Source organism: Paenibacillus tianmuensis (genome assembly GCF_900100345.1).
GTDB classification, from domain to species: Bacteria; Bacillota; Bacilli; order Paenibacillales; family NBRC-103111; genus Paenibacillus_G; species Paenibacillus_G tianmuensis.
Window position 1 is genome coordinate 33318 of sequence record NZ_FMTT01000037.1, and the last position, 26373, is coordinate 59690.

General features: G+C 51.5%; 28 protein-coding genes, 1 pseudogene and 1 riboswitch. Of the genes and pseudogenes, 11 read left to right on the top strand and 18 right to left on the bottom strand.

Translation table 11 applies throughout. The features are described 5' to 3' along the window. Window positions 1-361: 361 nt before the first annotated feature. Window positions 362-1975 (top strand): sensor domain-containing diguanylate cyclase, encoded by a 1614-nt coding sequence (locus tag BLO51_RS20640; RefSeq protein WP_245719753.1) that lies wholly within the window; start codon window positions 362-364, stop codon window positions 1973-1975. Window positions 1976-2024: 49 nt separating this feature from the next. Here the strand turns inward: BLO51_RS20640 and BLO51_RS20645 are convergent, their stop codons facing one another. The 4 genes from BLO51_RS20645 to BLO51_RS20660 form a co-directional block, all read right to left on the bottom strand. Next, entirely contained in the window at window positions 2025-2585 is a 561-nt protein-coding gene (locus BLO51_RS20645; protein ID WP_090674844.1) for a GNAT family N-acetyltransferase, read from the bottom strand. A gap of 35 nt (window positions 2586-2620) precedes the next feature. Next, entirely contained in the window at window positions 2621-3592 is a 972-nt protein-coding gene (msrB, locus tag BLO51_RS20650) for a peptide-methionine (R)-S-oxide reductase MsrB (RefSeq protein ID WP_090674846.1), read from the bottom strand. Window positions 3593-3681: 89 nt separating this feature from the next. Continuing rightward, window positions 3682-4983, bottom strand: coding sequence for an RNA polymerase factor sigma-54 (gene rpoN / locus BLO51_RS20655; RefSeq protein ID WP_167670271.1), 1302 nt, complete (start codon window positions 4981-4983; stop codon window positions 3682-3684). Between the two features lie 233 nt (window positions 4984-5216). Then, window positions 5217-6416, bottom strand: coding sequence for a DUF418 domain-containing protein (locus tag BLO51_RS20660; protein ID WP_245719754.1), 1200 nt, complete (start codon window positions 6414-6416; stop codon window positions 5217-5219). 160 nt (window positions 6417-6576) lie between these two features. Here BLO51_RS20660 and BLO51_RS20665 point away from each other — a divergent pair, with 160 nt between their 5' ends. Further along, window positions 6577-7542 carry a DMT family transporter gene (locus tag BLO51_RS20665; protein ID WP_090674849.1) on the top strand — a complete coding sequence of 322 codons (966 nt, stop codon included), beginning with the start codon at window positions 6577-6579 and terminating at the stop codon, window positions 7540-7542. A 59-nt stretch (window positions 7543-7601) separates the two neighbouring features. On the opposite strand, the gene BLO51_RS20670 is transcribed toward BLO51_RS20665, so the two are convergent. From BLO51_RS20670 to BLO51_RS20680, 3 genes are all read right to left on the bottom strand, one after another. Further along, window positions 7602-9653 (bottom strand): methyl-accepting chemotaxis protein, encoded by a 2052-nt coding sequence (locus BLO51_RS20670; RefSeq protein WP_245719755.1) that lies wholly within the window; start codon window positions 9651-9653, stop codon window positions 7602-7604. Between the two features lie 90 nt (window positions 9654-9743). Continuing rightward, window positions 9744-11438 (bottom strand): gamma-glutamyltransferase, encoded by a 1695-nt coding sequence (gene ggt / locus BLO51_RS20675; protein ID WP_245719756.1) that lies wholly within the window; start codon window positions 11436-11438, stop codon window positions 9744-9746. A gap of 133 nt (window positions 11439-11571) precedes the next feature. Further along, window positions 11572-11667, bottom strand: a riboswitch (cyclic di-GMP riboswitch). 263 nt (window positions 11668-11930) lie between these two features. Then, window positions 11931-12599 (bottom strand): helix-turn-helix transcriptional regulator, encoded by a 669-nt coding sequence (locus BLO51_RS20680; protein WP_090674853.1) that lies wholly within the window; start codon window positions 12597-12599, stop codon window positions 11931-11933. A 220-nt stretch (window positions 12600-12819) separates the two neighbouring features. Here BLO51_RS20680 and BLO51_RS20685 point away from each other — a divergent pair, with 220 nt between their 5' ends. Continuing rightward, complete coding sequence (locus BLO51_RS20685; protein ID WP_090674854.1) at window positions 12820-13437, top strand: NUDIX hydrolase; 618 nt, start codon at window positions 12820-12822, stop codon at window positions 13435-13437. Between the two features lie 141 nt (window positions 13438-13578). Here BLO51_RS20685 and BLO51_RS20690 read toward each other — a convergent pair whose 3' ends face one another. Next, window positions 13579-14205, bottom strand: coding sequence for an HAD family hydrolase (locus tag BLO51_RS20690; protein WP_090674856.1), 627 nt, complete (start codon window positions 14203-14205; stop codon window positions 13579-13581). Window positions 14206-14511: 306 nt separating this feature from the next. On the opposite strand from BLO51_RS20690, the gene BLO51_RS20695 reads away from it, so the two are divergent. Continuing rightward, on the top strand, window positions 14512-14805 hold the full coding sequence (locus tag BLO51_RS20695; protein WP_090674858.1) for a DUF3817 domain-containing protein: 294 nt from the start codon (window positions 14512-14514) through the stop codon (window positions 14803-14805). 139 nt (window positions 14806-14944) lie between these two features. Here BLO51_RS20695 and BLO51_RS20700 read toward each other — a convergent pair whose 3' ends face one another. From BLO51_RS20700 to imm48, 6 genes are all read right to left on the bottom strand, one after another. Further along, window positions 14945-15550, bottom strand: a complete 606-nt coding sequence (locus BLO51_RS20700) for a DUF2087 domain-containing protein (RefSeq protein WP_090674860.1) — start codon at window positions 15548-15550, stop codon at window positions 14945-14947. A 366-nt stretch (window positions 15551-15916) separates the two neighbouring features. Beyond that, window positions 15917-17125 (bottom strand): MFS transporter, encoded by a 1209-nt coding sequence (locus BLO51_RS20705; RefSeq protein WP_090674862.1) that lies wholly within the window; start codon window positions 17123-17125, stop codon window positions 15917-15919. A 63-nt stretch (window positions 17126-17188) separates the two neighbouring features. Further along, window positions 17189-17788: a TetR/AcrR family transcriptional regulator gene (locus BLO51_RS20710; protein ID WP_090674891.1), complete on the bottom strand. Its 600-nt coding sequence runs from the start codon at window positions 17786-17788 to the stop codon at window positions 17189-17191. 349 nt (window positions 17789-18137) lie between these two features. After that, window positions 18138-18554, bottom strand: a complete 417-nt coding sequence (locus BLO51_RS29630) for an e9imm peptide (RefSeq protein ID WP_090674863.1) — start codon at window positions 18552-18554, stop codon at window positions 18138-18140. 21 nt (window positions 18555-18575) lie between these two features. Beyond that, window positions 18576-19202 (bottom strand): DUF3267 domain-containing protein, encoded by a 627-nt coding sequence (locus tag BLO51_RS20720; protein ID WP_090674865.1) that lies wholly within the window; start codon window positions 19200-19202, stop codon window positions 18576-18578. A 14-nt stretch (window positions 19203-19216) separates the two neighbouring features. Continuing rightward, a complete protein-coding gene (gene imm48, locus BLO51_RS20725) occupies window positions 19217-19603 on the bottom strand; it encodes an Imm48 family immunity protein (RefSeq protein WP_090674866.1) in 387 nt (128 codons plus the stop codon). 286 nt (window positions 19604-19889) lie between these two features. On the opposite strand from imm48, the gene BLO51_RS29855 reads away from it, so the two are divergent. The 5 genes from BLO51_RS29855 to BLO51_RS20750 all read left to right on the top strand — a co-directional run bounded on the left by BLO51_RS29855 (window position 19890) and on the right by BLO51_RS20750 (window position 22846). After that, a complete protein-coding gene (locus BLO51_RS29855) occupies window positions 19890-20144 on the top strand; it encodes a hypothetical protein (RefSeq protein ID WP_090674868.1) in 255 nt (84 codons plus the stop codon). Window positions 20145-20302: 158 nt separating this feature from the next. Then, window positions 20303-20731, top strand: coding sequence for a universal stress protein (locus BLO51_RS20735; protein WP_090674870.1), 429 nt, complete (start codon window positions 20303-20305; stop codon window positions 20729-20731). 129 nt (window positions 20732-20860) lie between these two features. Continuing rightward, a complete protein-coding gene (locus BLO51_RS20740; RefSeq protein ID WP_090674871.1) occupies window positions 20861-21796 on the top strand; it encodes a DUF2262 domain-containing protein in 936 nt (311 codons plus the stop codon). A gap of 29 nt (window positions 21797-21825) precedes the next feature. After that, window positions 21826-22629 carry a HEAT repeat domain-containing protein gene (locus BLO51_RS20745; protein ID WP_090674873.1) on the top strand — a complete coding sequence of 268 codons (804 nt, stop codon included), beginning with the start codon at window positions 21826-21828 and terminating at the stop codon, window positions 22627-22629. Further along, the gene (locus tag BLO51_RS20750; protein WP_090674874.1) at window positions 22610-22846 is read left to right on the top strand and encodes a DUF6953 family protein; all 237 of its coding nucleotides are present in this window, start codon (window positions 22610-22612) and stop codon (window positions 22844-22846) included. Before BLO51_RS20745 ends, BLO51_RS20750 begins: the two co-directional genes overlap by 20 nt. A gap of 66 nt (window positions 22847-22912) precedes the next feature. Here BLO51_RS20750 and BLO51_RS31265 read toward each other — a convergent pair. Then, window positions 22913-23007, bottom strand: a pseudogene (locus tag BLO51_RS31265) (QacE family quaternary ammonium compound efflux SMR transporter); the annotation flags it as partial. Between the two features lie 142 nt (window positions 23008-23149). Here BLO51_RS31265 and BLO51_RS20755 point away from each other — a divergent pair. Then, entirely contained in the window at window positions 23150-24004 is an 855-nt protein-coding gene (locus tag BLO51_RS20755; RefSeq protein ID WP_090674875.1) for a LysR family transcriptional regulator, read from the top strand. A 17-nt stretch (window positions 24005-24021) separates the two neighbouring features. Here BLO51_RS20755 and BLO51_RS20760 read toward each other — a convergent pair whose 3' ends face one another. Continuing rightward, complete coding sequence (locus BLO51_RS20760; RefSeq protein ID WP_090674876.1) at window positions 24022-24837, bottom strand: GNAT family N-acetyltransferase; 816 nt, start codon at window positions 24835-24837, stop codon at window positions 24022-24024. A 51-nt stretch (window positions 24838-24888) separates the two neighbouring features. Then, on the bottom strand, window positions 24889-25377 hold the full coding sequence (locus tag BLO51_RS20765; protein ID WP_090674878.1) for a hypothetical protein: 489 nt from the start codon (window positions 25375-25377) through the stop codon (window positions 24889-24891). A gap of 121 nt (window positions 25378-25498) precedes the next feature. Here BLO51_RS20765 and BLO51_RS20770 point away from each other — a divergent pair, with 121 nt between their 5' ends. Then, window positions 25499-25900 carry a hypothetical protein gene (locus BLO51_RS20770; protein WP_090674879.1) on the top strand — a complete coding sequence of 134 codons (402 nt, stop codon included), beginning with the start codon at window positions 25499-25501 and terminating at the stop codon, window positions 25898-25900. Window positions 25901-25923: 23 nt separating this feature from the next. Here BLO51_RS20770 and BLO51_RS20775 read toward each other — a convergent pair. Next, window positions 25924-26373, bottom strand: a 450-nt coding sequence (locus tag BLO51_RS20775; RefSeq protein ID WP_143006933.1) for an IS1595 family transposase, incomplete at its 5' end; no start/stop codon positions are given.

A 26373-nucleotide genomic window follows, 5' to 3' on the forward strand; every position in this document is an offset into this window, starting at 1 on the left:
GATTTAAGCGAACAATCTCCTGAGAAAAGCAAGCAGCATGATGAACCCGACGATGAACATAAGGATCATCAGACGCTTTTCATGCTTTTTGTAAGGCTCCAATGGATCATCACCTCTCCTAAGAAACATGAAACAAAAGGGTCCTTGATTCAATCTTGCCCCATTACATGTGATTCTTTTCACAAAATTTTGGTGAACTGTTGAAAAGTATGGCATCTTGATGAAGGGTGGAAGTGCGGCGAGGAAAATAGGAGGGCGGATGGCAAACTGCTGGCCTAGGTCGGCGTCTTGGATTCATTTTTGTTTAGGCCGTCCGACGAAAAGGATTATAGCGAATGATGTCGAATTATGGGTAAGTTACTTGGGGGTTGAGGAGGCGAATGCCATTTCCGGGCTGTGCGGGATTGACGTTGCGAAAAAGAAGAAGATCAGTCTTGTTACGCTTTTAACAGGGTTGGTTTCTCTTTCCGTAGCGCTTACTTTAACGATTCTGCTTCTGGCGTCCTATCATTCCAATAGGCAATCGTTATTCAAAACGAGATTCGCCTTGAACCATTCGGCTGCAACCAAAATAAGTCAGACCATCGATTCGTTATTTCAATCGATGCGGGCGGGATTGAAATACACCGGCGCCTATATTTCGGTAAATCATTTATCGAACGAGCAGGAGCTGCAAAAGCAGCTTGAATTGCTGCGCCTCAGCGGCAATTTTTTCAACTCCATCACCGTCGTGGACGAAACGGGTCTTGTCCGCAGCGTAACTCCTTCTTCCGACGGCACGGTGGGACAGCACATCACAGCGGAAGCCGCCGACGAAGCGCTGGCATCAAGGAAGCCTTATATATCCAAGCCTTACACCTCGTCAACCGGACGTCGTATCGTTTTTATGAGCGAGCCGCTTTACGACAAAGACGGTGTATACCGCGGTTTCATCGGGGGCAGTCTTTATTTGCAGGAAGACAATATATTGAATATGATGTTTGGCAAGCATAACATCGATAGCGACGGATCGTATTTTTACATTGTGAGTTCCGACGGTCATTTATTATATCATCCGGACAAATCCCGGATCGGCGAAGATAACAGTGCAAATCCCGTTGTCCAGAAGGTACTGCGGGGCGGAAGCGGATATGATCAGGTGACCAATTCCCATGGAATTCCCTTTCTTTCCGGTTATTCCCCCGTTCCGGAAAACGGTTGGGGAGTCATCGTGCAATCACCCATCAGCGTCGTATACGGGGAATTGAATCGTTATATTCGAACGATCCTTTTCTATACTCTCGTTCCGTTTGCCCTCTTGATGATCACTGCCATATGGCTTGCCCGACGCTTGGCCCGTCCGTTCGTATCCTTGGCTAACCTGGCCAGTCAATTGGGGAGAGGCGAAAGAATCGTTCTCCCGGACATCAAGCATCACTGGAACAGGGAAGCCGACTTGTTGACCCAGACGATTACGATGGCATTAAACGATCTGCAAAAGCAGACCGATCAACTGGCTCATGCCGCCATGACCGATTCGTTAACAGGATTAACGAACCGAAGAACGTTTGAATCCATCATGGCTCAATGGACGGAAAAGCGACAACCCTTCGCTCTTATCGTGATGGATATCGACCGGTTCAAGTCCATCAACGATACGTACGGTCATCAGGCAGGCGACGAGGTATTGAAGCATCTGGCCCGTATCGTTGCTTCGTCCGTACGCTCCAATGACGTATGCTGCCGCTACGGCGGAGAAGAATTCGTCGTGCTTCTTCCGTTCACTACCGCGCCGGATGCTCGGATTACGGCGGAACGGGTTCGGACAGCCTTTGAGACACGGGAGAATCCCCTTGGAATCCGGCCGACGATCTCATTGGGTATCGCTCACTATCCATCCCACGCCGAATCCGCTGAAATGTTGTTTCAGCGAGCCGACCATGCTTTGTACCAAGCCAAGGAAGCGGGGAGGAACAGGACGATCGTGGCCGATTAGAAGACAGAGCGCCTCCACGGTTCGAATCGTGGAGGCGCTCCGTTCGTCATCAGTTGCCATCTGGGCTCTGTACGTTCCATTCGTCCGCAAGCAGGCTGTATACGGCCAAATCGATGTAACGGTCATACAGCTTCTGAGCGCTGCGGGCGACGCCTTCCTGCGTAAAACCGAGCCGCTCGGGAATGGCGCGGCTTCTGGTATTCTCGGTGCCCGCCATAATCTCGACCCGGTGCAGCTTCAGCTCCCCGAACGCGTAATCGATCATCGCGCGGCAGGCACGGGTCATGATCCCCCGGCCTTGAGCGGAGGCGGCCAGCCAATAGCCAATGGCTGCCTTGCGGTTCATCCAGTTGAGCGAATGATGGTCGATCACCCCGCAAAGCTTTCCCTCCGCAAGAATGCCTGCGGTCATTCCTTCACCCTTGGCCCACTTGTGCCGGGCCGATTCGATGAATCCGCGGCTGTCCTCCTCTGTCTGCGTCATCTCGATCCAAGGCATCCATTCCCGCAGATAGGCGCGGTTGTCGTCCGTCAGCCGGAACAGCTCCTCGGCATCCCCCGGCTCGAACAGCTTCAGTTCCAATTGCGAATCAATGCGGTATTTAAACACGGCTCCGGCTCCTTTCCGCGCGTCGTTTGGCGGGGTTATTTTTCCTGCCCAAACAAAGATAGGTACGCTTCGTAGCCTTCCTTCTCCAGATCGGCCTTCGGAATAAAACGGAGCGCCGCAGAGTTGATGCAGTAGCGCAGCCCGCCTTTATCTTTGGGGCCGTCCGGAAAAACATGGCCCAAGTGCGAGTCGGCTTTGCGGCTGCGGACCTCCGTACGGATCATGCCGTGGCTGTAGTCGGGTTTATCCTGCACCAGGGCCGGTACGACGGGCTTCGTGAAGCTCGGCCAGCCGCAGCCGGAGTCGAACTTGTCCCGGGAGCTGAACAGCGGTTCACCCGAGACGATATCGACGTAGAGCCCTTCTTCCTTATGATCCCAAAATTCGTTGCGGAACGGAGGCTCGGTGCCGTTCATTTGCGTCACTTCCCACTGCATCGGCGTCAGCTTGTCCTTCAGCTTCGCTTTGTCGGCCGGCGTATTCCAACGGCGCTTGATGAAATCGTCGCGTCCCGACGCCTTGCGGTACGAGTTGTAGCGCAGCGGATTGGTTTTATAGAAATCCTGATGATAGTCCTCCGCAGGGTAGAAGACGGAGGCGGGAAGGATCGGCGTCACGACCGGACGGTCGAAGCGGCCGCTGGCGTCGAGCTCCCGCTTGGACGCTTCCGCTTTCTGTTTCTGCTCTTCCGTATGGTAGAAAATGGCCGTTTGGTACGAATCCCCCCGGTCGCAGAACTGTCCGCCCGCATCGGTCGGGTCGATCTGCTGCCAGAACAGCTGAAGCAAATCTTCGTAAGGGAAAATGGCCGGCTCGAACGTAATTTGCACGGCTTCCAAATGCCCGGTCGTTTCGGAGCATACTTCCTGATACGTCGGGTTTTCTTTATGACCGCCCGTATACCCAGAAACGATCTTAACGATGCCGGACAGCTCGTCGAACGGCTTGACCATGCACCAGAAGCAGCCGCCGGCAAACGTGGCCAGCTCGGTCGGTTGTTGACTCATCGGATTCACCTCTTCGATAAAGTTGGGGAGCTATGCTCATGTCCAATCGATACCATTATACTGCACGCGGTCAAGGGGACCAAATCGCTTCATGCTTGCGTCCGCAGACGGGAGGACAGGAGATGCAGCTCCTCCCGGTATTTCATCACCGTCCGCCGCGAGATCCGAATTCCTTCCTGCACGAGCAGGTCCGTAATCTTCTGGTCGGACAGCGGATTGCGTTTATCCTCCTGCTCGATCAGCAGCTTGATCTTCGCTTTGACGCTTGCGGCCGATGCCGCGTCGCCTTCCTCCGTCCGCAGCCTCGCCGAGAAAAAATAGCTCAGCTCAGACAGTCCCTGCGGCGTCTGCACAACCTTGTGCTGCACGGCGCGGCTCACCGTCGATTCGTGAAGCTCCAGCTTTTCCGCTACCGCCTTCAGATTCATCGGCTTCAGCCGGTCGATGCCTTCCGTGAAGAATGCCGCCTGCTCCGAGACGATGCACTCAATGACACGGTAGAGCGTCCGTTTCCGCTGTTCCACGCTGCGGATCAGCCACTGTGCGGCCTGTTCGTGCTGGCGCAAGTAGGTTTTCGTATCTTTACAAATGCTGTCGACAAGCATCTGCCGGTAGGATGTGTTCAGCGAGAGACGCGGCAAATGAACCTCGCTCATCCGAATTACGAGCTGCCCCCGCACGCATTCGATGTAAGCGTCCGGTTCAACATAGGCGGCCTGCGTACTGCCATACAGCAGGCCCGGACGGGGATGCAGGCTGCGGATATAAGCGAGCGCTTGCATGACGTCGTCTAGCGGAATGCCGAGCTTATCCGCAATGGTCTTGTGCCGTCCGGCGCCGAGATCGGCCAGATGACGGCTGACGAGAGGCTCCGCCCAAGGATGCGCGCCGGGGTCTCTGCGAATTTGCAGCAGCAGGCACTCCTGCAAATTTCGTGCGCCGACGCCTGCCGGGGCAGCGTCCTGCAGCTTGTAAAGCGCTTCCATAACCTCGGCGGCAGAAACGCCGAATACTTCGCCTACTTCTTCCGGCGAGATCGTGACATGACCGTTTTCGTTCAAATTGCCTGCCCAATAACATGCGATCTGGAGTATCGGCTCGGGCAGTCCGAGTAGACGAAGCTCGCCGAGCAGCATTTGCTCCAGCGTCGGAGCGTGCCCGCCGATGTTGTTCAGCGCATGGTCCTGCCGCGTCGTATCGGACCCGGCGGTCCGGCTTCGCGACGGGGGGAGCCACTCGATGTCGAGGACGGGATTTTCCACCGCTTGCTCCTGCAAATATTCCGATAATTCCGTGGCAGACAGCTGCAGCAGTTGAATGGATTGTCTAAGCTGCGGTGTCAAATGAACCTTCAACGTCTGCGTTTGGATCAAAGAGGGACGCAATGACATTCGGATCACCCGCTTCGTAAATAATTCGTATGTGTGATCTATTATACAGCACCTTCGGGTGAAAGTTTTACCATATTTTTTTCCTATTCTGCCTTTTTTAGTGTATCCAGAGGATGCTTGCAGCATGGGTTAACGTGGAAGAGGGCGCTGCGGTGGCGAAAAAGTAAAAAGATGGGCCTGCTCCATTGTGGCGGGGGGACCCATCTTTTCCGTGTTCCGAATCAGAGCGTCTTCTAGGAGGAGACGTTCGGCTGCTGTATGCGCGTCTTCGGCTTCCCGGCGAAGGAGAAATACGTCCACATGCGCAGCAGCCGCTCCATCGGCCCGTAGGAAAACCGTTTCACGTACCAATCGCTCGCGAAGAGCTGCATCAAATAAATGGCAACCGCCAATCCGCAGCCGACCGCGACGCCGAGCTTGCCGAACAGTCCGAGACCGTATCCGTAAAAAATCGACGTGCAGATCACCGTCTGCATCAAATAGTTGGTCATCGAGAGCTTGCCGACCGCTTCAAACCGCCGCAGCCATGGCGAGTTCTTCACAGCCGAGCAGAGCAGGGCAAAGCCGAAAATATAGCCCAGCGCCAGGATGCTGCCGCCAAGCAACTCGCCAATTCCCGCCCAGCCGAGCTCCGGAAACAGGGGCTTCAGCGATTTCAGCAGCAGTCCCGCCGGCATGAAAATCAGCATTCCCTTCAAATAAGCGCTCCGCTCGCCGGACGGGTCCGCAAACCACTGCTTCTTCGCGGCGTACATCCCGAACAGAAACATCGGCCCAGTGAACAGCGGGGCGAGCAGCAGCATGAAAAAGGTCATGAGGCCATTCATTCCGAACGGGTCCGTCGTCTGCCGGTGATGCTTGATTTGCTCATATGTGCCGGTTCCGTAGATATGGTTCGTATCCTTCACGTATTGTTCCATGCGCGCCTGATCCTGCCTCGAGGCCGGATCGTCGGTAGCCTTGGGCGCAAGCCCCAGCAGACCGAACAGGCACAGGAGGATCGTCCCCCAGATCAGCAGCGTCTTCGCTTTCCGATTCATAAACATCAACAGAAAAAAGCCCGTGATTCCGTAATAAGCCAAAATGTCGCCTTCCCACAAATACGTAGCGTGCAGCAAGCCGAGACCGAGCAGCATCAGAAACCGGCGGACCAGATGCCTCCCGGCTTTCAGCCCCTTCGCTTGCATGCTCTCTTTCATCTTGATCATGCCGAACCCGAACAGAAACGTAAAGATCGGCATGAAGCTGCCCTCAACGATGATTTTGACGAGATTCTGCACGACAGAATCCGCCGAGGACAACGCGAAGAACTGCAGCTCGCTCCTCCCCCAGATTCCATACTGGAAGACAAGCATATTGGCCATCAAGATGCCAAGCAAGCTGAACCCCCGCAGACCGTCAATGACGCTTAGTCTGTTTCTTCCTTCAAGCAACGATATCACCTCAAATCAAGTATAGCACAGCTGGTTAAATTTCCAAAGAAAGCCAGCCTAAACGTTTGCTTAACGGCTGCTCGGAAGTTTATCCGGAATTAAGGTATTTCTAGTAAAATAAGGATGTAGAGATACGACGCTTGAAGAGGAGGAGAAAGCTATGAAAACTACAGGCTTGCGGCTTGCTTACATGTGGGCTGTATTGAATGCCGTTATTATCGGATTTTCGTTTCTGTTCACGAAGCAGGCGTTGGAATCGGCAGATCCGCTGGATACGCTCATGTTTCGTTTTCTGCTGTCGGCGGTCGTCATGTCCATTCCGGCAGCCGTCGGCTGGATCAAGCTCGACTACAGTAACAAACGGATCAAGGACGTCCTGCTGCTGGCCGTATTTTACCCTGTCGCGTTCTTTGCTTTTCAAGCGTTCGGGCTGGTGCACGCCGGATCTGCCGAAGGCGGCATTCTGTATGCCTTCACGCCGGTCATTACGATGCTGCTCGCCTCTTGGTTTTTGAAGGAGCGGACCAACGCGAAGCAGAAGCTGTCGATTCTCCTGTCCGTGTTCGGAGTGGTTTTCATCTTCGTCATGAATGGCAGCTCGATCGATGTGAGCAACATGAACGGCTTGCTCCTGCTGTTCCTGTCCTGCGTCGCCTTCGCCGGATACAGCGTTCTGGCCCGCTCGCTGTCGAAACGGTTCAGCCCTTGGGAGCTGAGCTTCGTTACGACATGGCTCGGCTTCGGCGCGTTCCTGCTCATTTCGCTCGGCAAGCACGGGATGGACGGCAGGCTCGGCAAGCTGTTCGAGCCGCTCGGCAGCGGACGTTTTCTCGTCGCGATTGTGTACTTGGGCGTGCTGTCTTCGCTGGTGACTTCGCTCCTGTCCAACTACGTGCTGTCCAAGATGGAGGCGTCCAAAATGAGCGTCTTCTCCAATCTCGGCACGGTCGTCTCCATTGCGGCGGGAGCGCTGGTGCTTGGCGAAACGGTAACGGTGTATCATCTCGTCGGCTCGGTGATAATCATTGCCGGGGTGATCGGGGCGAACCGTTTCGGCGCGAAGCGTCCAACTCCGGGCCGGCCTGCGGCTGCCGATAAAAGCGGGGAAGATTCGTCCCGGGCATGAAGGACGGGCTAACAGCAGCGGCCCTCGTCTCCACAAGAGAAACGAGGGCCGCTATGATGTTATAGCTTGAATTCTTTGACGATGCTCTGCAGATCCTCGGCCATTTTGGCCAGGGATTCGGAAGAGGAGGTGACTTCTTCAATGGAAGCCAATTGCTCCTGCGTGGAAGCCGAGATATTCTGGGTGCCGTCTGCCGACTGTCGGGCCACCTCGGAAATTTGGCTTACCATTTCAACCGCTTCTCCGGTGCTTTCCTGCATTTGCTTCGCATATTCCGTTACGTTTTGAACTTGCAAGGTCACTTGGTTGATGGACTGGCGGATCAGGTCGAACGATTTTCCTGCTTCGTTGACCACTTCGATGCCAAGGCTTACTTCTTTCGTTCCTTGCCCCATGGAGGCAACGGCGTTCTGAGTCTCGTTTTGGATCGTGGAGATCAGCTCCCCGATCTGCGCTGCCGATTGGGAGGATTGCTCGGCCAGCTGCCGGATTTCGTTCGCCACCACGGCAAAGCCGCGTCCGTGCTCTCCGGCGCGTGCCGCCTCAATAGCGGCATTCAACGCCAGCAAATTGGTCTGTGCAGCGATTCCGGAGATGACTTTGGCGATATTTTCGATTTCGGTCGATCTGGCGCCCAAGCTTGAAATATTGGCGGCAATTTCGTTGACCGTCGTATTGATCGATTGCATTTGCTTGGTGACGGTTTGAATGGCCTGATTTCCTTCCGTGGCCGCCTGAAGCGTGTGCTGGGAAGAATCCGTGACCTGCTGAGCATTCGCCGCCACCTGCTGAACGCCGTTCGCCACTTCCGTGATGGCGTTGACGCTGGCTTCGACGCCTTGCATCTGCCGTTCCGTTCCGTCGGCCATTTGCTCAATGGTTAAGGCAATCAGCTGCGTAGCCTTGCTTGTTTCTCCGGCATTCACCGACAGTTGCTCCGCCGAAGCGGCGACCTCTTCGGCTGTCAGCGTAACCTGGGAAACAAAGGTGTGCAGACTTTTTACCATGGTGTTGACGGACTGGGCCAACTGCCCAACTTCATCCTGCGTGCGGATGGGCAAAGGCTCGACCTTTAAATTCCCGCTGGCAACCTGCTCGGTAACAGCTGCCATCTCTGTAATTGGTCTCGCAATTTGTCTGGCCAAGACATAAGCTACAACAATGACCAGAGCCACAACAATCAGCAGGATGATAAAGACGTTCTGCTCGATTTTCGTGGCTTCCGCCGTGATTGTCTTCACCGGCAAATGAAGATACAAGCCGTACCCCGTCTGCGCGATTGGGGAATAGGTGACCATATAGGTTTTTCCGCCGTCGGTGTAAGTGGTCGAGCCGGTTTGCTTGTTTCCGACTTTCAGGATATCGGCCAGCAGCGGCGAGATGCCGGACTCGGCCGCGCTTTTTCCGATGAGCTCCTTCACCGGGTGCAGCTGAATAATTCCGTTAGAGTCCACGACGATCGGATAGCCTTCGCCGTCGTTAATCATCAGTTGCTTCACGTATTTGTCCATAAACCCTTCGAAGTTGACAAGTCCGGTAAGCACGCCGATGACCGCACTATTGTTTGCGTCCTTTACCGGCGTTGCGACGATGATGGAGCGTTTGCCGGTCGTTTTGGCCAGCAGTACCTCGGTGTAGGTCGAATTTCCTTGCAGTCCGTTTTTGAAAAACGGTCTTTCCCCCAAATTGACCCCGACGCTGGCTTCGTTCGTGTCGGCCGTCACGATGCCGTTAGACGAAATAAATGTGTTGCCGTCGAAGACTTTGGTGCTTTCCGTAAAATTTTTGAGAAACTTGTTCTTCGCCGCCGCATCGTTCGAGCGGATATCGGTGGTGGAAGCCAATATTTTCATTTCGGTCATACGCTGGGATATGTATTGGTCGATCAGCGTCGCGGTGCTGACCACCAGCTTTTCGTACGATTCGGATTGCTTCTTGATCAATTCCGCCGAACTCGTCTTGGAAATATAATAGGAAATCGATAGGACCGGCACAAGCGATACGATCAAAAACCAGGCGATCATTTTATTTTTCAGCTTTTTGTGTAACCATCCGAACATCCAGCCGAATGATCCGGCTTTCATCTGCGGTTTGGCGTGTTCTTCCATCATCTCATCCTCGCTTACTTCGTTAATTTTGGGTAGGCTCGCTGCAAAGGAAAAACGGACTGCTGAACATAGAGTCGGCAGTCCGTTAGGGGGTTAGTATCCGAGTGCCGCCCCTTCACCGCGCGGGTCGGCTCCGCCAAATTTCACGTTTGTTTCCGGATCAATCAGAATGGCTCCCGATTGCCCGACCGCATCAGTATAATCGTCTATCTTTTTGACAGGATGACCGCGACGGATCAGCTCATCCTGAACGCTTTTTGAAATGCGTCCTTCCAGCTTCAAGTCGTTGGAGGAAGATCCCCAGTTGCGTCCGTGCAGCCAGCGAGGCGCTTCGATCGCATCTTGTACGGGCATGCCGAAATCGACAATGCGGGTGACAAGAGCGGCTTGCGTCTGCGGCTGTCCCTCTCCGCCTTGGGTACCGTAAATCAAGTATGGCTTGTCGTTTTTGAATAGCATCGCCGGGTTGATCGTATGGAACGAGCGTTTTTTCGGCTCCAGGTGGTTGACTTCCTTCGGATCCAAGGAGAAGTAGCTACCCCGGTTCTGAAGCAGAACGCCGGTGTCCTTCGCGACGATTCCCGCACCGTAATCGAAGTAATGGCTTTGAATCAACGATACGGCGTTACCTTCTTTATCGATGAAGCCCATCCAGGTCGTATCGCCCTTCGGATCCATCGGCACGACATCGGCTGCGGCCTTGTTCATATCGATCCGTTTGGCCATTTCTTTGCCGTGCTCAGCGGAGAGCAGGGAATCCACCGGAATGTTGACAAATTTCGGATCGGTCAGCCACTTGTTGCGGTCCGCGAACGCTTGCTTCGTCGCTTCTACGATCAGGTGGTAGTAGTCCGGCGTCCCTTCGCCCAAGCTTTTCACATCGAAGTTGTTCAAAATATTCAGGATCGAAAGGGAGGCCATGCCTTGCGAGTTCGGCGGAACGTTATATGCCTTATACCCACGGTAGTTCGTCGAAATCGGTTTTTGCCACTCGGCTTTGTAGCTTGAAAAGTCGTTCAGTGTCAGCAGTCCGCCGTTTGCTTGAACGTCCTTGACGATTTTCTCGGCGACGTCGCCTTTATAGAATCCGTCCGCGCCTTTTCTGGCAATGGCCTTTAACGTTTTGGCCAAATCCGGCTGCTTCATCAGCTCGCCTGCTTTGTACGGCTGCCCGTCGGGCTTCAAGTAGGTTTTGGCCCAGCCTTCGAAGCGCTGCAAATGCTTCAGCTCGTTATCTTTCGTATCCAGATTGATGTTGGTCCAATTCGCCTGGTTCGGCGAAACAGGGTATCCTTCTTCCGCATATTTGATCGCCGTTTTGAGCAAAGAACGCCATGACTTGCTGGTGCCAATCTCTTCGTCGGCGTAATTGTACGCTTCCCACCAGCCGGAAACCGTTCCCGGTACCGTGTTAGCCGCCAAGTACCCTCTGGAAGGAATTTTGCTGTAGCCCAGGTTTTTATAGTAATCAATGGTCGCTTTTTCGCCGGAAGGACCGCTTGCATTTAACGCTTTTAATTCTTTCTTTTTGGCGTTGTAGATCAGCCAGAAGCTGTCTCCGCCGATGCTCGTGTAATGTGGATAAACAACAGCCAGCGTAGCCGCTGCGGTGATGGCTGCGTCTACGGCGTTGCCGCCGTCTTCCAGGACCTTCAAGGCTGCTGCCGAGGCCAGGTAATGTTGAGTCGTGACCATTCCGCTAGGCGCCATGGTCGTTGGACGGTTGGCAGCACCGGCGCTCGAAACGGTAGAGAGACATAATGCCGCTACGGTTCCTAGAATAGCCATCTTTTTCTTGCTTGCTCGCATTCGTTTTCCTCCTCTTCGTTGTCTAGCAGATTTTGTTGGCCTGTCAAAAAAAGAGCGGAAAAGCAAAAAAGGAGACAGTATGGTACCGTCACCTTCGTTCTTATCCTTGATGACAGGTAGCTGGCTGGCATAGCCGCTATAGGAATAGCAGCCTTAGCCCCTCTAGTTTTGCGTCCTATTCTTTCGAAATAGTTTGCCTTTTTCATGTTAAAAGGATTTGCGTGGAAAATTCAGCCTATGGCCTTGTAGGAAATATACACCATTTTTCCTAGTCAGGCAATTGTTTTTTTTGTAAAATCCTTCACAATCAGACATATAGTTTGGAAAATCGACATAATTGTCGAAAATAGTCGAACAAATCCCGAAAACGGCAACAAGCGAAGCCCGCGGTGATCCAAACCGCCCACTAGAGCTTCGCTCTATCGTAGGGCACTGCGCCCACAGGCGCAGAACGCTTCTATGTCTATGGACTTATAAAAACTTTTGCGCCGCGCTGCGTTCTTGATTTACCCGGATTTCATCCAGATAGTTGTAAAGGGTGAATTTGGAAATGTCCAAAAATTGACACACCTTGTCGCCAGCTTTTTTCACCAGAAACGCGCCTCGGGCATCCAAAAACTGCACCGCCTTCATCTTATCCTCTTTGGCCATATGGGACACGGGCTTGCCGATCGACTTCTGGCATTCCTGCAGCAAATAATCGACAAGATCGTTCACGTCGTTCACGAAAACTTCCTTGACCTCCTGATCGAGGCTGTGCATGGTGAGCGACCGGATCGTATTTTCCGCCACGAGCAAATCCGAAATATCGAAATTGATGCATAAAGCGCCGATTGTCTCGCCTTTGCCGTTCTTCATGTACGTGGTCGACGAGCGCAAAATTTTGCCGTCCTTCGTCTGCGTAATATAATTGTACCGGTCTCCGTCGGTAACCGTGCCACGCAGCACTTCGAGCCCGAGGTTGCTGCCGCAGTCGCCGACCTTTCTTCCGGTAATGTGGCCGTTCTCGATAGCGACGATTGTGCTTTCGTACCCCTGTGTCAAATCGTGCAGCACGACCTCGCATTTATCCCCGAACTGCGCAGCGATGCAGCGAAGCAGGGGAAGGAGGAAGCTGATCTCCTCTTTAACCGATTCCAATCCGTCTCACTTCTTTCCTTCAGTGTGCAAACCTATGAATTTCAAAAAAATAGTTTGAGCACCAAAAAAGTTTTCTGTATCTTTAGTATCTTCGCAATCGGGAATCTTGTCAACCGAATTCGGGCGTCGGCGAGTGTATGGAAATAATTGTAGGCAGGGACGTCGGGAAGGTATAATGAGGGGGAACGATCCTTTCATAGCGTACGAAGGAGGCGGTCTTATGAATCACCGATGGTTGGAATGGGCCAAGCAGATGCAAGCAATCGCGCAGACCGGATTGGCGTACACGAAGGATGTCTACGATCGGGAGCGGTTCGAGGACTTGCGGCAGATGAGCGTCAACATGCTGGCTCATTACACGGAGACGGGCTCCGAGAAAATCAAGCTGACGTTTGCCAGCGATACCGGCTATGCCACGCCGAAGGTGGACATTCGCGGCGTCGTGTTCCGGGACGGGAAGCTTCTGCTCGTTCGCGAAAAGCAAGACGGCGTCTGGGCGCTCCCGGGGGGATGGGCGGATATTGGCTTGTCGCCGTCGGAGGTTGCGGTCAAGGAAATCAAGGAGGAATCGGGCTTCGACGCGGCGCCCGTCCGGCTTCTTGCGGTGCTGGACAAGAAATTTCACGGGCATCCGCCGGAGCCGTATCATGTTTATAAGCTGTTTATCCAATGCGACATTACCGGAGGAAGCGCCCAGAGCGGGATTGAAACGTCGGCCGTCGGTTTTTTCGGCGAAGACGAGCTGCCCGTCTTATCGGTAGAGCGCAACACCGAGGCGCAGCTGCGGACGATGTTCGAGTTTCAGCGAGATCCGGACAAACCGGTCATTTTGGATTGAAGAGGGGCGGGAGCCTCTCTTTTCTAGTTCAAGCGCCCGATTCAAGCGCCCGAGGGCGGGAAGCCGCTTCTCGTAAAACGTTAGAACAACCCGCCCAGCCAGACCCGGAAGCTGCGGATTTCCCCGCGGCGGCGGAAGGGATCACGGAAGCGCAGCTTCCAGGATCGTCAGAATATCCTTCGGATGCTGCAGACGGTAATTGGCCTCAATTCCGGCATCGTACGCTCCCCACAGTGCCAGTCCGGAAGCGACGCCCGCTCCGGCCGCGCACTGCATATCGTAGATGCTGTCTCCGATGTATATCGTGTCCTTCGGCTCTGCCTCAAGCCGCTTCAAGGCGGTCAATATCGGCTCGGGATTCGGCTTATGCCGGGCCGTATCGTCGGCGCAGACGACGACATCGAAGTAAGGGTGCAGATCGAACCGGGCAAAATCTTTGATATATTCCATGCGGGTCTTGGAGGTGACGATGCCTGTCCGCAGCCCGAGCTCTTTGACCTGGCGCAGCATTGGCTCGATGCCTTCGAATACGCGAATTTGGTAGTCATGCCGCTCCATCAGCTGATTCCAGCGTTCCGCGGCTTCCTCAATATCTTGAATCCCGAAGCGGGGGAGCGAGCGGACGCTCGGTATCCCGAGCACAAAAGCAAGGTCCTCAGGCTCATAAGGGATGTTCCTCTCCCGCAGCAGGTCCGACAGCGAACCAATAATCGCCTGCTCCGTATCGAGCAGCGTGCCATCTACATCGAATAATAGACAAGGATACATGGGGAATCAATCCTTTCTTCATGAATAATGCAAGATAACTTAATTATACTTATAATAACTTGGATTAACAAGTTGTTTTCAATAAATTTAAGTGATTATGCCTGATTTGGGTAATGAATTTTGCGTGATTCTATGTCCATTCGCTAAATCAAGGTTGGCGGATGCTTTTTGTGTTTTAAAAAAGGTCACAATTGCCCGACGTTTGGCGGATTTCGGCAGTTTATAATAAAAGATGAATCCTTTGGTTCGTCCAAAGCAGGCCAGAAGATAGTAGTTACATCCTATTCGTATTTTGGAGGTCATGCCATGTTGAATCATCCCATCGGCCGCTTGCGCATCATCGCTTTTATTGAAGGGATGTCCTATCTCGTTCTGCTGGCCATCGCCATGCCGCTCAAATATTTCCTGGACATGCCGCAAGCCGTCAAAATTGTTGGGTCGCTCCACGGCCTGTTGTTCGTGCTGTACGTGCTGGCCGTCATCCACGTCACCTTCGCTCACCGCTGGTCCGTGCTGAAAGTGCTGTTTGCCATGCTTGCCGCCTTCATTCCATTCGGCAATTTCTTGCTGGATTCTCGCCTGCTGAAAAACAACCGCTAGGCGACCCAAAAAAGGCAGCTGCATGGAGATGCTTGCAGGTCTGCCTTTCGCTGCGGATTTATAACGTTTTGCCCGAAAAGACTCCGGTAAGGAGTTTTTCTTATTCTGTCCACCGGAATTCCTTCCTCAAGTTCCTCTGCTAGGTTAGCTTGTCCCACTTGGTCCACATTTCGTGCGGGTTCAGCTCGTACCCTTCGTTGTCCCGGAACATAAACTGGTGCATAATAAACTCCCTGCGGATCGTCGCGAAGTCTTCGTGATACTGCCGGACGAAGTCGTTGATTTCTTGTTCCGTGTACTTTCTTCCTTGCTCCAGCCTGGAGACAATATGCTCCAAAACGATCAGCTTCTTCTTCAACTGGGCAGGCACGTGTTTTAATTTACCTTCGGAGGTGAAGAAGTTTTTCAAAACGGATTGTTGAAGACGTTCTGCTTTGTCATCGGGCATAGAAGGCCCTCCTGTCTCGTTGGAATGGGCGTAGATCAGCTCTACCGAAGCGGCGGCGTTCGCCTTGATGAAATGATGATTCAGCGAAAAGTAGATGGTATTCTTCACCCGGCGCTCATAAAGCAAGCCGGTTTCCCGCAGCTTGGCGGCATGGTGGGTAATGGTGGCAGGAGTTACGCCTAACTTGCCCGCGAGCACCTGTCCGTTCAGCTCCCCGTCCGCCAGCAGGATAAGGATGCGGATTCTTGTCGGGTCGGCGAGCGCTTTATGATAGTTGACGATCTTATCCAGCTGCATGGGTTGATGATCACCATCCATAATGTTTTTTAATATTCATCTAATTTAAATATTATCTAATTAAATAATATTCGAATTAGTTTCTGCTGTCAATGAAATCCAGCGGAGGGGAGTTAAGGTGTATCTGGTGGAAGCGCACTGCAGCCGGCTTATTTTGAGGGTACGGTCGTCATCCCAAGGAGGATATTCAGGAGGGGAAGCCCGGAAATGGAAACAGCGACAGCCATGGACGAGAAAATAAGTCCCGGACTGTCGCTGTTTAATTGAACTAACGTACCATTCCAAGCCCTCTACAGGACGTAACAGAGCACATGAGCTACAAGTGAAGCTGCATTCTCCATAGATATTCATTAACCGTTCTTCTCATCAGGAGGCAGCATTGGCATCCTGCAAGTTGTTCTTTTTACCTTTTACCGCTAAAACGAAACAAATAATTAATATCATGCACGCCAGTATATACGGATAGTTAACATCCAAATCGAATAAAAAACCAGCTGCGATAGGGCCTGCAATATTACCGAGACTGGTAAAGGCAGAGTTTAAGCCGGCAACATAGCCTTGCTGATCCTTAGCCACCATTGACATTTGCGTGCTGATGGCCGGTCGTAAAATATCGATTGCCAGAAATATAATGAAGGTAACGGCAAAAATCATCCAGAATGTGTGAACAAAAAGTATCAGTAGAATAAACAAACTAGCAAAGAAAAGGCAGAGCGCTATGACACGTTGCTCCCCGAAACGCTTCAATATCCAGCTGAAGGCCGTAGCCTGAACCACAGCGCCGGCTATCGACCCGAACGTAATGATAAAGGCGATATCTTTAGGTTCAAACCCAAATTTATGATCCACAAACAGCCCAAAGACCGTTTCAAAATTAGCAAGTCCAAACGACATGACAAAAACGATGATCAAGCTTAAAAAATAGGGCTCTCTATAGGTGTACCTCAATTGCGAGAGAAGACCGCTTCGTTTTACTGTGCTGGATGGAGTATCTGCTATATTTTCTTTTGAAGGGAGCGATTCCGGAAGAATAAAAAATGTAATGCATGCAGCGATGATCGCCGCGACCCCCGCGACGTAAAAGGGCACGCGGATACCAAATTCAGCAATATAACCGCCAATGCCTGGTCCGATAATAAAGCCTGTTGTAATGGCTGCGTTAATGTAGCCCATTCCCGCCGCTCGTTCTTCTTTTGTCGTGATATCTGCCGCGTAAGCCATAATGGCTGGCATATTCATTGCAGCACTAATGCCGCCGAGCATCCTGGAAACAAACAATAGGCCAGGTGAACTTGTTATCCCATACAGTATTTCAGAGAAGGCGAACACGATCAAGCCGAGGACAATCATCCTTTTTCTACCGAAGGAATCGGCCAACCGGCCGGCAAACGGCGAACAAAGAAGCTGCGTCAGTGAAAAAGCTGCAACCAACAGGCCGATAATCCCCCCGGTTATGCCCAAACTCTCCATGAACTTAGGCATAATGGGGATGACAAGGCCGATCCCCGAGAAGACCAGAAGTAGATTGAACATGAGAATCAGTAAGGCTCCCCGATTTTTTAATAATAATTTCATTCTTTATTCCTCCATATATGTTAAAAAACACTCAATATTTATTCAGAATCATAGCAAAAAAGGCTAGCGGGCTGGCTTGGCAATGCCATACAGAAACACATCCATAGCCAATCGATAAGCCTCCAGCGCTTCCTCTCTTTCCATTCTTAGGCTATGTTTATTCAATCCAAGCATCAGACTGTCCAGAATAATGGCGAGCCCGGAAATATTGGCGATTTCGAATTCATTGGTATCGATCCCTCTCTGCAGCAACTGCCGATTAAAGTCAAGATAACCTTTGACCAATTCATTCATTCGCTCCTTAACATCTGGAGCTTTCTCTGAGTTATTGAAAAATTCATCAGAGGCTTTGGTTAGCGGATGGTTTAGTTGATCGAGCGCCAGATGTTCAGCCATGCCATATAATTTATCGATCGTGGTGGGGTATAGCATTTCTTTGGCCAGCCATGTCTTATCCCATTCCGTGTTCCACTCTTCAAGTAAATATAAAAAAAGCCCTTCCTTGTTCTTGAAATGATAATAAATGTTACCGGCGCTGCATCCGGTCGCTTTCACGATATCTTCTATGGATGTTGCTTTATAGCCTTTTTGGGTAAACAAAGCTCTGGCGGCATCAGCGATCTTCTTCTTCGTTTGCTCGGTTTGCTGTTTCTTTTTATTCACGTCTACTTCACCCCTTTTCTGGATGCCATATTTTTTTAACACTGAACTTTTATTCAGTATTATAGGGGGTGAAAGAGGTCTTTGCAAACTTTAAAAGCCGGAATTCCTCCTGGTGGGGAAATTCCGGCCTCGCTTCAAGCTTCATTCTATAGGTCTAGCATTCACCACTGCTTCGTGAAGTTCTGCCGCATTTTGTCGCAGTACTGCCGCAGCTCGGTCTTCAGCTCGTCAAACCACTCGGGGGAGTGGCTTTTTGGTTATAAATAAATTTGCCGCAAAACCGCTTGGGAAGGCCGTATACAACCATTTTGCAGACCGCACACAAGCAATGTCTAAATCGGAGAGGACACTACAGGAGGATCGGTTTATAGGCCAGCGCCTTGTCTACAATCTCCTCGGCCGACAAATCTTCGTCGCTCCAAAAAATATAATCGCTGATGCTCGGGTCCGCTACCGAACTTGTAATCATATCCAGCCAAATGTCCATTTCCCACTCTTCTCCCGAACACTGCATCAATTGTTCCACGAGCCCGATCAGCTCTTCTCTGCTCAAGTCGCCGGGCAGGACGGATCGGTGATGGAACAGTCTTTTGGCGACAAATTCGACGCTTTGGTCGGTATGCCTCAGCAGCTCTTCGACATCCGGATAGGTGACATTGGTCTTGAGCAGCTTCAGCTTTTCTTCGTACGGCTTCCCGGAATCGTGGGCATCCTGTATGTCCCGCACCCATTCGAAAATTTTCTCGTAAGACAAGGTTTGCTCCATTTCGTTCACGTCCTAAGCGATTTAGATATGAGAAGATGTTTGCCTTGCAGTCGATTTCCAATACGTCTTCGTTCCGTTGCATACAATGACCGCTTTGGAAGGGACTTGAATCCAGATCAGAATCCAATTCAAGATATCCAAAGAAGACGACAACGAGTTTAAGACGATCAAAAAAAGGATGAAAGGGGAGAGTGCCCCCAATAGGCCCAGCAGGACCGGAAGTATGATGGATATGACAATAAAGGGCAAAAGCGTAATGACGATATATCTCGTTTTGGATACTTGTTCCTCCGTATATACGTATCCCCCGAACAAGGTAATGCCGACATACGTGCTCTTCGTCGCGATAAAGTTCGGGATCAAGATGAAATGCAGCAGCTCATGAACCAAGAGCAGCGATACAATTCCCAATATACTTTTCAAGTCGATCGTGATCGATATCGATTCAGACAAATAGTTTCGGAGAGGGACAGCCGAAAACATACTTACGATACCGACGGTCACGATGAGATTGATGATCATGAAAGGAACGGACAGGATTAGAGCGCGCATAGGAGATTTGGGCTCCTTCAGCAAGGCCCAGCCGTTGCGGAGGAACTCCGCATGCATTTGTTTGTCGGTTTCCGGAAATCGGTTCCGTATCTTCATGAATTTCACTCATTTCACTCGCTAAACGAATTTAAAATATCAAGCAGATTTTGACGCAAATCTTCCATTTCTTCATTCACGTACTCGTAGTGCCCGTTGATGCCCCGATGAATAATGGCGTTCATCGTCGGATGATGGTCCCGATCCGTCGCTTGGATCAGATCCTGGGCGAAAGCGGCGGCTTGATGCTCGCTGTATTGAAATGCGCGCATCAGCATCGCGATGGTCAGCGCGTGCGTCTGCGGCTGATCCAGATCATCCCGGACCGCAACCGCCATCACGGCGCCGAAGCTGAAAGCAGCGATCAACTGCCGTTCGAGCTCGGTCGTTTCGGTAAAAGGAATCTCGATCAGATCGAACAGTCTGTCCGCGAATTCCGTAATTTCATTGAGTTGTTCCATGGAGTGACATCCTTTCTTGCTGGCAAATTTTCAAGGTGGGCCGGCGATAGCGTTCCATCTTCCGGTATATACGTGATAAGACGAGAAAAGGAAGCAAAGACGGCATGAAGGTTCGTGCCAGACCTTGTATCTTCTTCGCTGATGGTCGAATCGGGCGGCTTCCATTCCGGCAACCTCGCATTATTCCAGTTTACGAAATTGGCGGGGCTTATGCCAGACTAGCCCGTACTTTTGTTCGTAGAAGCACATAGAATATACCATGTCCAACAAGAAAGGATGGTGTACTATGTCAGCCATTCACGAACACTACCGCACCAGCAAGAAATATATTAACAAACGGGTACGAATCCTTACAACGAGCGGAGCCTCATACGAAGGGCGGATCGTCAAAGTAGACCGGAACCGCGTTTACCTGCGGACGGCCTCTGGCAGCCGCAATAAGGCTACCATTTCATTTCTTCCGTTTATCCTTCCACTCGTCTTGTTTGACCTGTTGGTCATCGTACTCATCGACAGACCTTTTAGAAGACCTTTTTGTTAGCCGATGGAATCCCTCGCTCCGGGGGATTTTTTGTTTGTCCACGGCCCGGTTCCGGCAGATTGTGATTTAGATCATATCTTTGGCCCCGTATAGACGTTACCATAAAAGTGTAGACGTTACCATAAAAGTGTAAACGATCCAAGGGGAGGTTTCCAATCATGCCATTCCAAAAAGTGCTGGTTGCTTTTGACAGTTCCGAGCTGTCTGTTAAGGCTCTTCAGAAAGCGGTCGCTATTACTCAGGAAGATTCGGCGGAATTAATCGTCATTCATGTATATCAAACTCCGGTCTTCGCTTATGGCGGCGCCTTCGTATCCGTTCCGGCCAATCTCGATCCGGAGTACGAGGAACTGGCCCGCTCCGTACTGAAAGAAGCGGAAGGTTTGACTACCGGCGTATCCCGGGTGAAGCACGTGCTGCTGCAAGGCCAGCCGGCCGTTACGATTCTGGAGTATGTGGAAGAAAACGGCGCCGATCTTATTGTTATGGGAAGCCGGGGACTAAGCGGTCTTCGCGAGTTTGTCCTTGGCAGCGTCAGCCACAATGTCGTTCAGCATTCGAAAGTTCCGGTGCTCGTGATTAAGTAACGGCAGCGGGCAAGCCAAGCACCTTAGCGGGTGCTTTTTCTATTGGTGGCGGGGGGCGTGTCCAGCGTGTTATTCGAGAGGCGCAATATGATATAATTTGAGAATCAGACCGTGCTGAGGAGATGGAACATGAACTATTATGATACATCGGATATGCTCAACAAACTTAAAATCGCTTATCAGGGCGACGGTGAAGCGATAGCGGCCATTCAAGCCTTAACGCTGCCATGCGCCGTCACACCCGATTATACGGTATTGATCGCCGTGCAGGAAAAACATGCGACGCAGGATGAAGACGGGCTGGTGAGAGTGCTGAATAAAGCACCGGAAGCGGGCGGCGGGCGCAAGCAAGTGGCAGATATTTACCAGTGCGGTGAAGAAAGCTCATCCTGGTGCAGCGTGCCGATCCCGTTCCGTTTTGTCGTTCGCGAGGTGTGCTGCGAGGACGGAGTGTTCCGCTTCATTTCGGAAACCGGTGAAGCGGTAGCGGGCACGCCCGTTCAAATCAACCGGGCGATGCTGGACGTGTCCTATACGTTCAACGGTGTGCCTGAAAGCGATATCGAGCAATGCTTCCGGAACATTTCTGCGACGGTCGTCCCCCCTCGGCCTCCGAAGAAGACCGCCGCCGACAATCCGCCGATTCAGGACGATGGTCTGGGGACGCTCACGTTCTATGAGCTCCTTCAGCAATTTGAGACAACCGTTTGGGCTAACGACCATTCTTTCGATCTGGTCATCCACATCGACAGCCGTGAGGAAGCGCTGGCCCTGCTGCCTGCCGTGCGCGGAATCATTGCCCGTCTTGAGGCGATCGATTCCAAAGCAAGAGCATTTGCCGCCGACGAACTGCTGGAGCTCAAAAACGATAACTGGCTAGTGGAAGATGAGGAGCCGGTGACGAAAAAGGATTTCGTGCAGCGCATGTCGATCGAGACGATCGCCTTTGACGAGGACGGAGCCTTTGAGATCTGGTTTGCCGACGGAGACCTGTTCTGGGGACACAGCATCATGGTGAGCATGAATTCCGAGGGCGAGCCCGAAGACGCCGGAATGCACGGTTGACTATATTTTTATAAAGCGAAAGGTGACCTATGCCCGTATTTGTACATTTGACGCCGGAGCAATCGATCGCGAATATCGTTCGAAACGGCATCAAGCCGAGCGAGGTCCATGTGGCCGAGGTCGGAGACGGCGTCTTCTGCATGCCGGTGATTCACGATTTTTATGCATCGCATCAATGGCTCCGGGAGCTGAGACGGTTTAACAAAAAGAATATGACCGCCGTTTATTTCAAGCTGCGCGACGACGAGACTGTCTTGTTCGGCGATTATCACCAGAAGCACCGCCAGGGGAGCGCCGGGCAGGCCGTAAAAGCTTTTTTGAATCGGAAAGACCGGATGGGCTTTCAGGTGATCGTGCCGAGAAAAATTCTCAAGAACGAAATCTTGCGAACCAAAAAGCTGTCTCAAACGATCGGCTGGCGCTTTTATCCGAAGGCGAAAGGAACCAAGAGGTGCCTCTGTCCCGGGTGCCTGCGCGGCAGTGAAATGAACGATAACAAGCTCATTTTGAGAAAGTATGAGGAACTGCTGTCCGAACTAAGACAAGCCGGGGAAAAAGGAATCCTGTCGATTCTGAGATCGATCTGGGTGCTGAAGATCGATCACGACCGACGGATCAAGGACTTTCGGCCGCTGCTGTTCCTGAAGGATTCGTCCAATCCGGACATCCTGATCGAGTTCGTTGCGGTGATCTCCAGGTTTCGAGGCCCCGAAATCGATGAGATTTTGCAGAAGCTGATGGAGCATCCTAACCCTCAAGTGCAAGCTGCGAGCGCGGAGGAATGGCTCCGAATCAAGGGAAGGGGGACTACGAATGAGCTTTACTGCCGATGAGGTTGCTGAGTGGATGCTGAATGAAGTGAAGTCCGCGGGCATTCTTTATCAAAGCGATGCCGTACGGCATATCTCCGCTCATTTTGGCGAAGCGTTTATTTATGTCAACGAGAACGGGAACGCGTCCATCGATAAGGAAGTGAAGAAGGCGTTCAAGAAGCTGCACAAGGGAAGGGTAGCTTGGGACCGGGACGCTTTCTTTTGGGGATGGACGTAGGAGGAGCACATGCCGGAAACTCCGGAAGGAGGGCAGCTCTCGCTAAGAGAAGCAGCCCTCTTTTTTCTATGAAATCAGTTTAAGTCCGATGGCTGAGGCGAGGTCAGGCCGATGAACAAGATTCGCCTCCATTCCTTCGGCTCGCCAAAGGCGCACAGTCCGGCAGCCAGGAGAGTAACCCATGCCATCACGCCTCACCGCCTTTTGCCTTGATGCCATTGTAATTCAATATGGGTATATCGTATAATGATCAATATTTATAAAAACATCATTATTTTTGATATCTAAACGGAGGGATGTCCGGTGGAATTGACGGATCTTAAAGTGTTTGCGGTCATTGCTGAGGAGGGCAGCATATCCCGCGCCGCAGAACGGCTGGGCTACGTCCAATCGAATGTGACCGCGAGAATCCGGAAGCTGGAATCCGAGCTGGGGGTCCCGTTATTTCACCGGCATCCGAAAGGCGTTGTCCTGACGGAAAAAGGCGGCGCCTTTCGCGACTACGCCCTAACGATCTTGAATTTGTCCGAGGAAGCGGTGAGAGCGGTGCGGGAGACGGATTATCCGAGCGGCCCGCTGGCGATCGGGGTGGTGGAAACCGTAAATTGCCGTAATTTCATGAATGCTCTGGCGGATTTTCAAGCCCGGTATCCCGGCGTCTCTCTCTCGATCACGACCGGAACTTCCGCGGATTTGCTTGCCAAATTGCTGAATCATCAGCTCGACGGAACGTTCGTTACTGGCGAGATCGACTCGTCCAAGCTCGTTATCGAACATACGGCAAAAGACGAGCTTCGGCTGCTGACCCGGACGACCGGGGAGACGTACCCGGAGCTGGCCCATAAGAAATGGGCCGTTTTTCCGAAGGGCTGTCCGTTCCGGGCGGTTCTGGAAGCGTGGCTGCGCAGCGAAGGAATTCCTCTGGCCAATATGCTGGAAGTGAGCTCTCTGGAAACGCTTCTGAGCTGCGTACGTTCCGGACTCGCCGCTACGCTGCTGCCCCAATCCGTACTATCTGGCGAGTTCGAGGAGCTGGGAAGCTACCAGGTTCCGGAAGCGTTTCGCTATACGACTACAAGCTTTGTCCGCCGCAACGATGGATTTTCGAGCAAAGCTTGTGCCGCTTTTGTGGAGATGGTAAAGGTGAACGGGCTGTAATAGCCCTTCCTCTGCTTTTATTCAAACAGGTGCCGGTTTTCATAAACCGTTACTTCGCAGACCGGCTCAAAGCCCGATCGCTTATAAATATTAATGCCGTCCGGCGAAGCTTGGAGTACGCACCAGCCGGTGCGGTGCTTCCGGGCTTCTGCAAGCAGGAAGCTAAACATGGCCGACCCGAAGCCTCTTCCGCGGCATTCCTGCCTCGTGGCAATGTCGTAGATGCCGACGCTATCAGGAGCGAAAATCAGGCATCCCGTAGAAACGACGTCATCCTGAACCGTTCCGATGTACAGCTTCATGGCGGAATGGTTCAGTAGAAGGGAGGCGGGCACCCTCTTATAATATAACCGAACGTTAGCGGCTTCCGCCGATTCGCCGAATAAAGAAGCCAGCACGTCCTCGTATTGTTCGATTTCCCGAGCAGACGCTACCTCCTTCAGCCTCAGCTCCGCCGGGCAAATCGTATCCGGCCGCAAAGCATCCAAGTCGGCATACATGGCGACATTCGTCTCCGCTTCGTTCAGCCCCAGGCTTCTTAACGTTTCAAACGTACAGCTATTGCGATCCTCCCACGACCACAGCGCCATAGGGTATTGCTTCTTGTTGAAGTATTCAACAGTCTCTTCGATCAGACCGGTGTCCGACGGTTTCACCTGCTCCTTAAGCCACACCGAATTATTAAACGTATCGGACGGCAGTCCGCTATCCACGCGAATAAAATCCGCCGTTTCGCGGACATTCATCTCACCGGAATCCTTCGCCAAGCAGGTGGATTTGGTTATAAAATTAGCCCGAACGAGATGGGCCATCCGTTTAAGGTCTGTTGTCATTGGAGTTCCTCCTTGCTAAGCATTTGCCTGGGAGGGCTGTGCGAGCCATCATTATTGTACCATTTTTTCGGGTGCGAACACGACCAGTGGTCCGGTCATCAAATCTTCCAGGGCGCTGCCGTCGTTTAATGCATTGTTAATGGCGTTAAATTCCGAGCTTTGGAATAGGATGGTTTGAATTTTCTTGTTGTCGATTTCCCCGCTGAGCTTGTCTGCTACTACACTTTGAATGACCTTATAGACCCGGTTGTTGGAGAGTAAAGTTTGCTGCTGCGTGTCGTCAGGGAAAATCATGATCATGTCGTTCGTATATCGAACCTCTTTGACGATCATCCGGCAATAGGCCGATGGGATTAAGCAGTACAGCTCCCAAGCCAAATGCTCGTCCTTGGTGTATTGAGCGATCTTTTCGATGATTTCCTCGTGGCTTTTCGAGTCGGCATGTTCCATGATCTCGATCGCGTGTCGGATGGATTGGATAAGGTCGTTCTCTTGAGCCTGCGGCTGCGGGTTCTTTTTAAACAAATCAAAAATTCCCACGGTAGCTCCCCCCACTTCAATAAAAGTTGTGTTAGTATTATATCGTCCAGATGGAGATTATTGTTAACGTTGGAATGTAGTCGATGAACGTGGAAAACCAGATATAGATAAGAGGTGTCAAATGAAATCTAATTTACTAACTTTAGAATCGACAGAACTAGCAGATATCCCCCAAAACGTATTGCCATTTAGGCATGTGGTTTATCATATCAAGGAACTTTTTATGACATTTTTGCCACCAATTGAAATCAATAATAGCAGTAAGGTTGAAATTTCTTTTGGACCGAGAGGCGATGAATCCATATTTGATGGGGTTTTGGGTGTTACAAATATTTTTATTGAAGATTTCAATTTTAATAACTTTTATAAATTAGATAAAAGTAAACAGGAAAAAGAAGTATTAAAAATTATTGTAGATTCACTCTGTGAATTATCCCTAAGGAGAAACGAAGATACTTCAATCATTAATACAATCAAAATGGCAGCAAACAAGGTCATAGAGTCAGAGTTTAATTTAATTTGAATATCAAGTTAGCTCCGCTTGGCTTATGCAGTCAAATCGCCGTAGGTGACGGTATCGGTGGAGACACAAGCAGCCAACAGGCGATTAAACATCTGACCTTCAAACTGCCGACGGTTGGTGCGAAAGCAAAATTCGTTCAAATAGGTTTGCAGATGCTTGGAATCTAAACCGTGAAACGTACCGCCGATAAAGGCTTTCGCGTTGGAAATCATCGTATGCAGCCATTTCAAATGATCAGGATTGTCCTTTACATTGAACCTGATCGGTTGGTGGTTATATTCTTTAGCGAGTGCATGGTACGAACGATGCGCGTCGCTACTGATCGTCGAACCTGGTTCGATGTGCTGTTTAGCAAACTCGACGAGTGTCTTGCCTTTGACATCCGGAATCACCTGCATCTTGACGAATTGCGGTGCGCCTTGTTTGTTGAGCGATACCCCAACAAGTACTGGCGTTTGATCCGTGCCGCGACC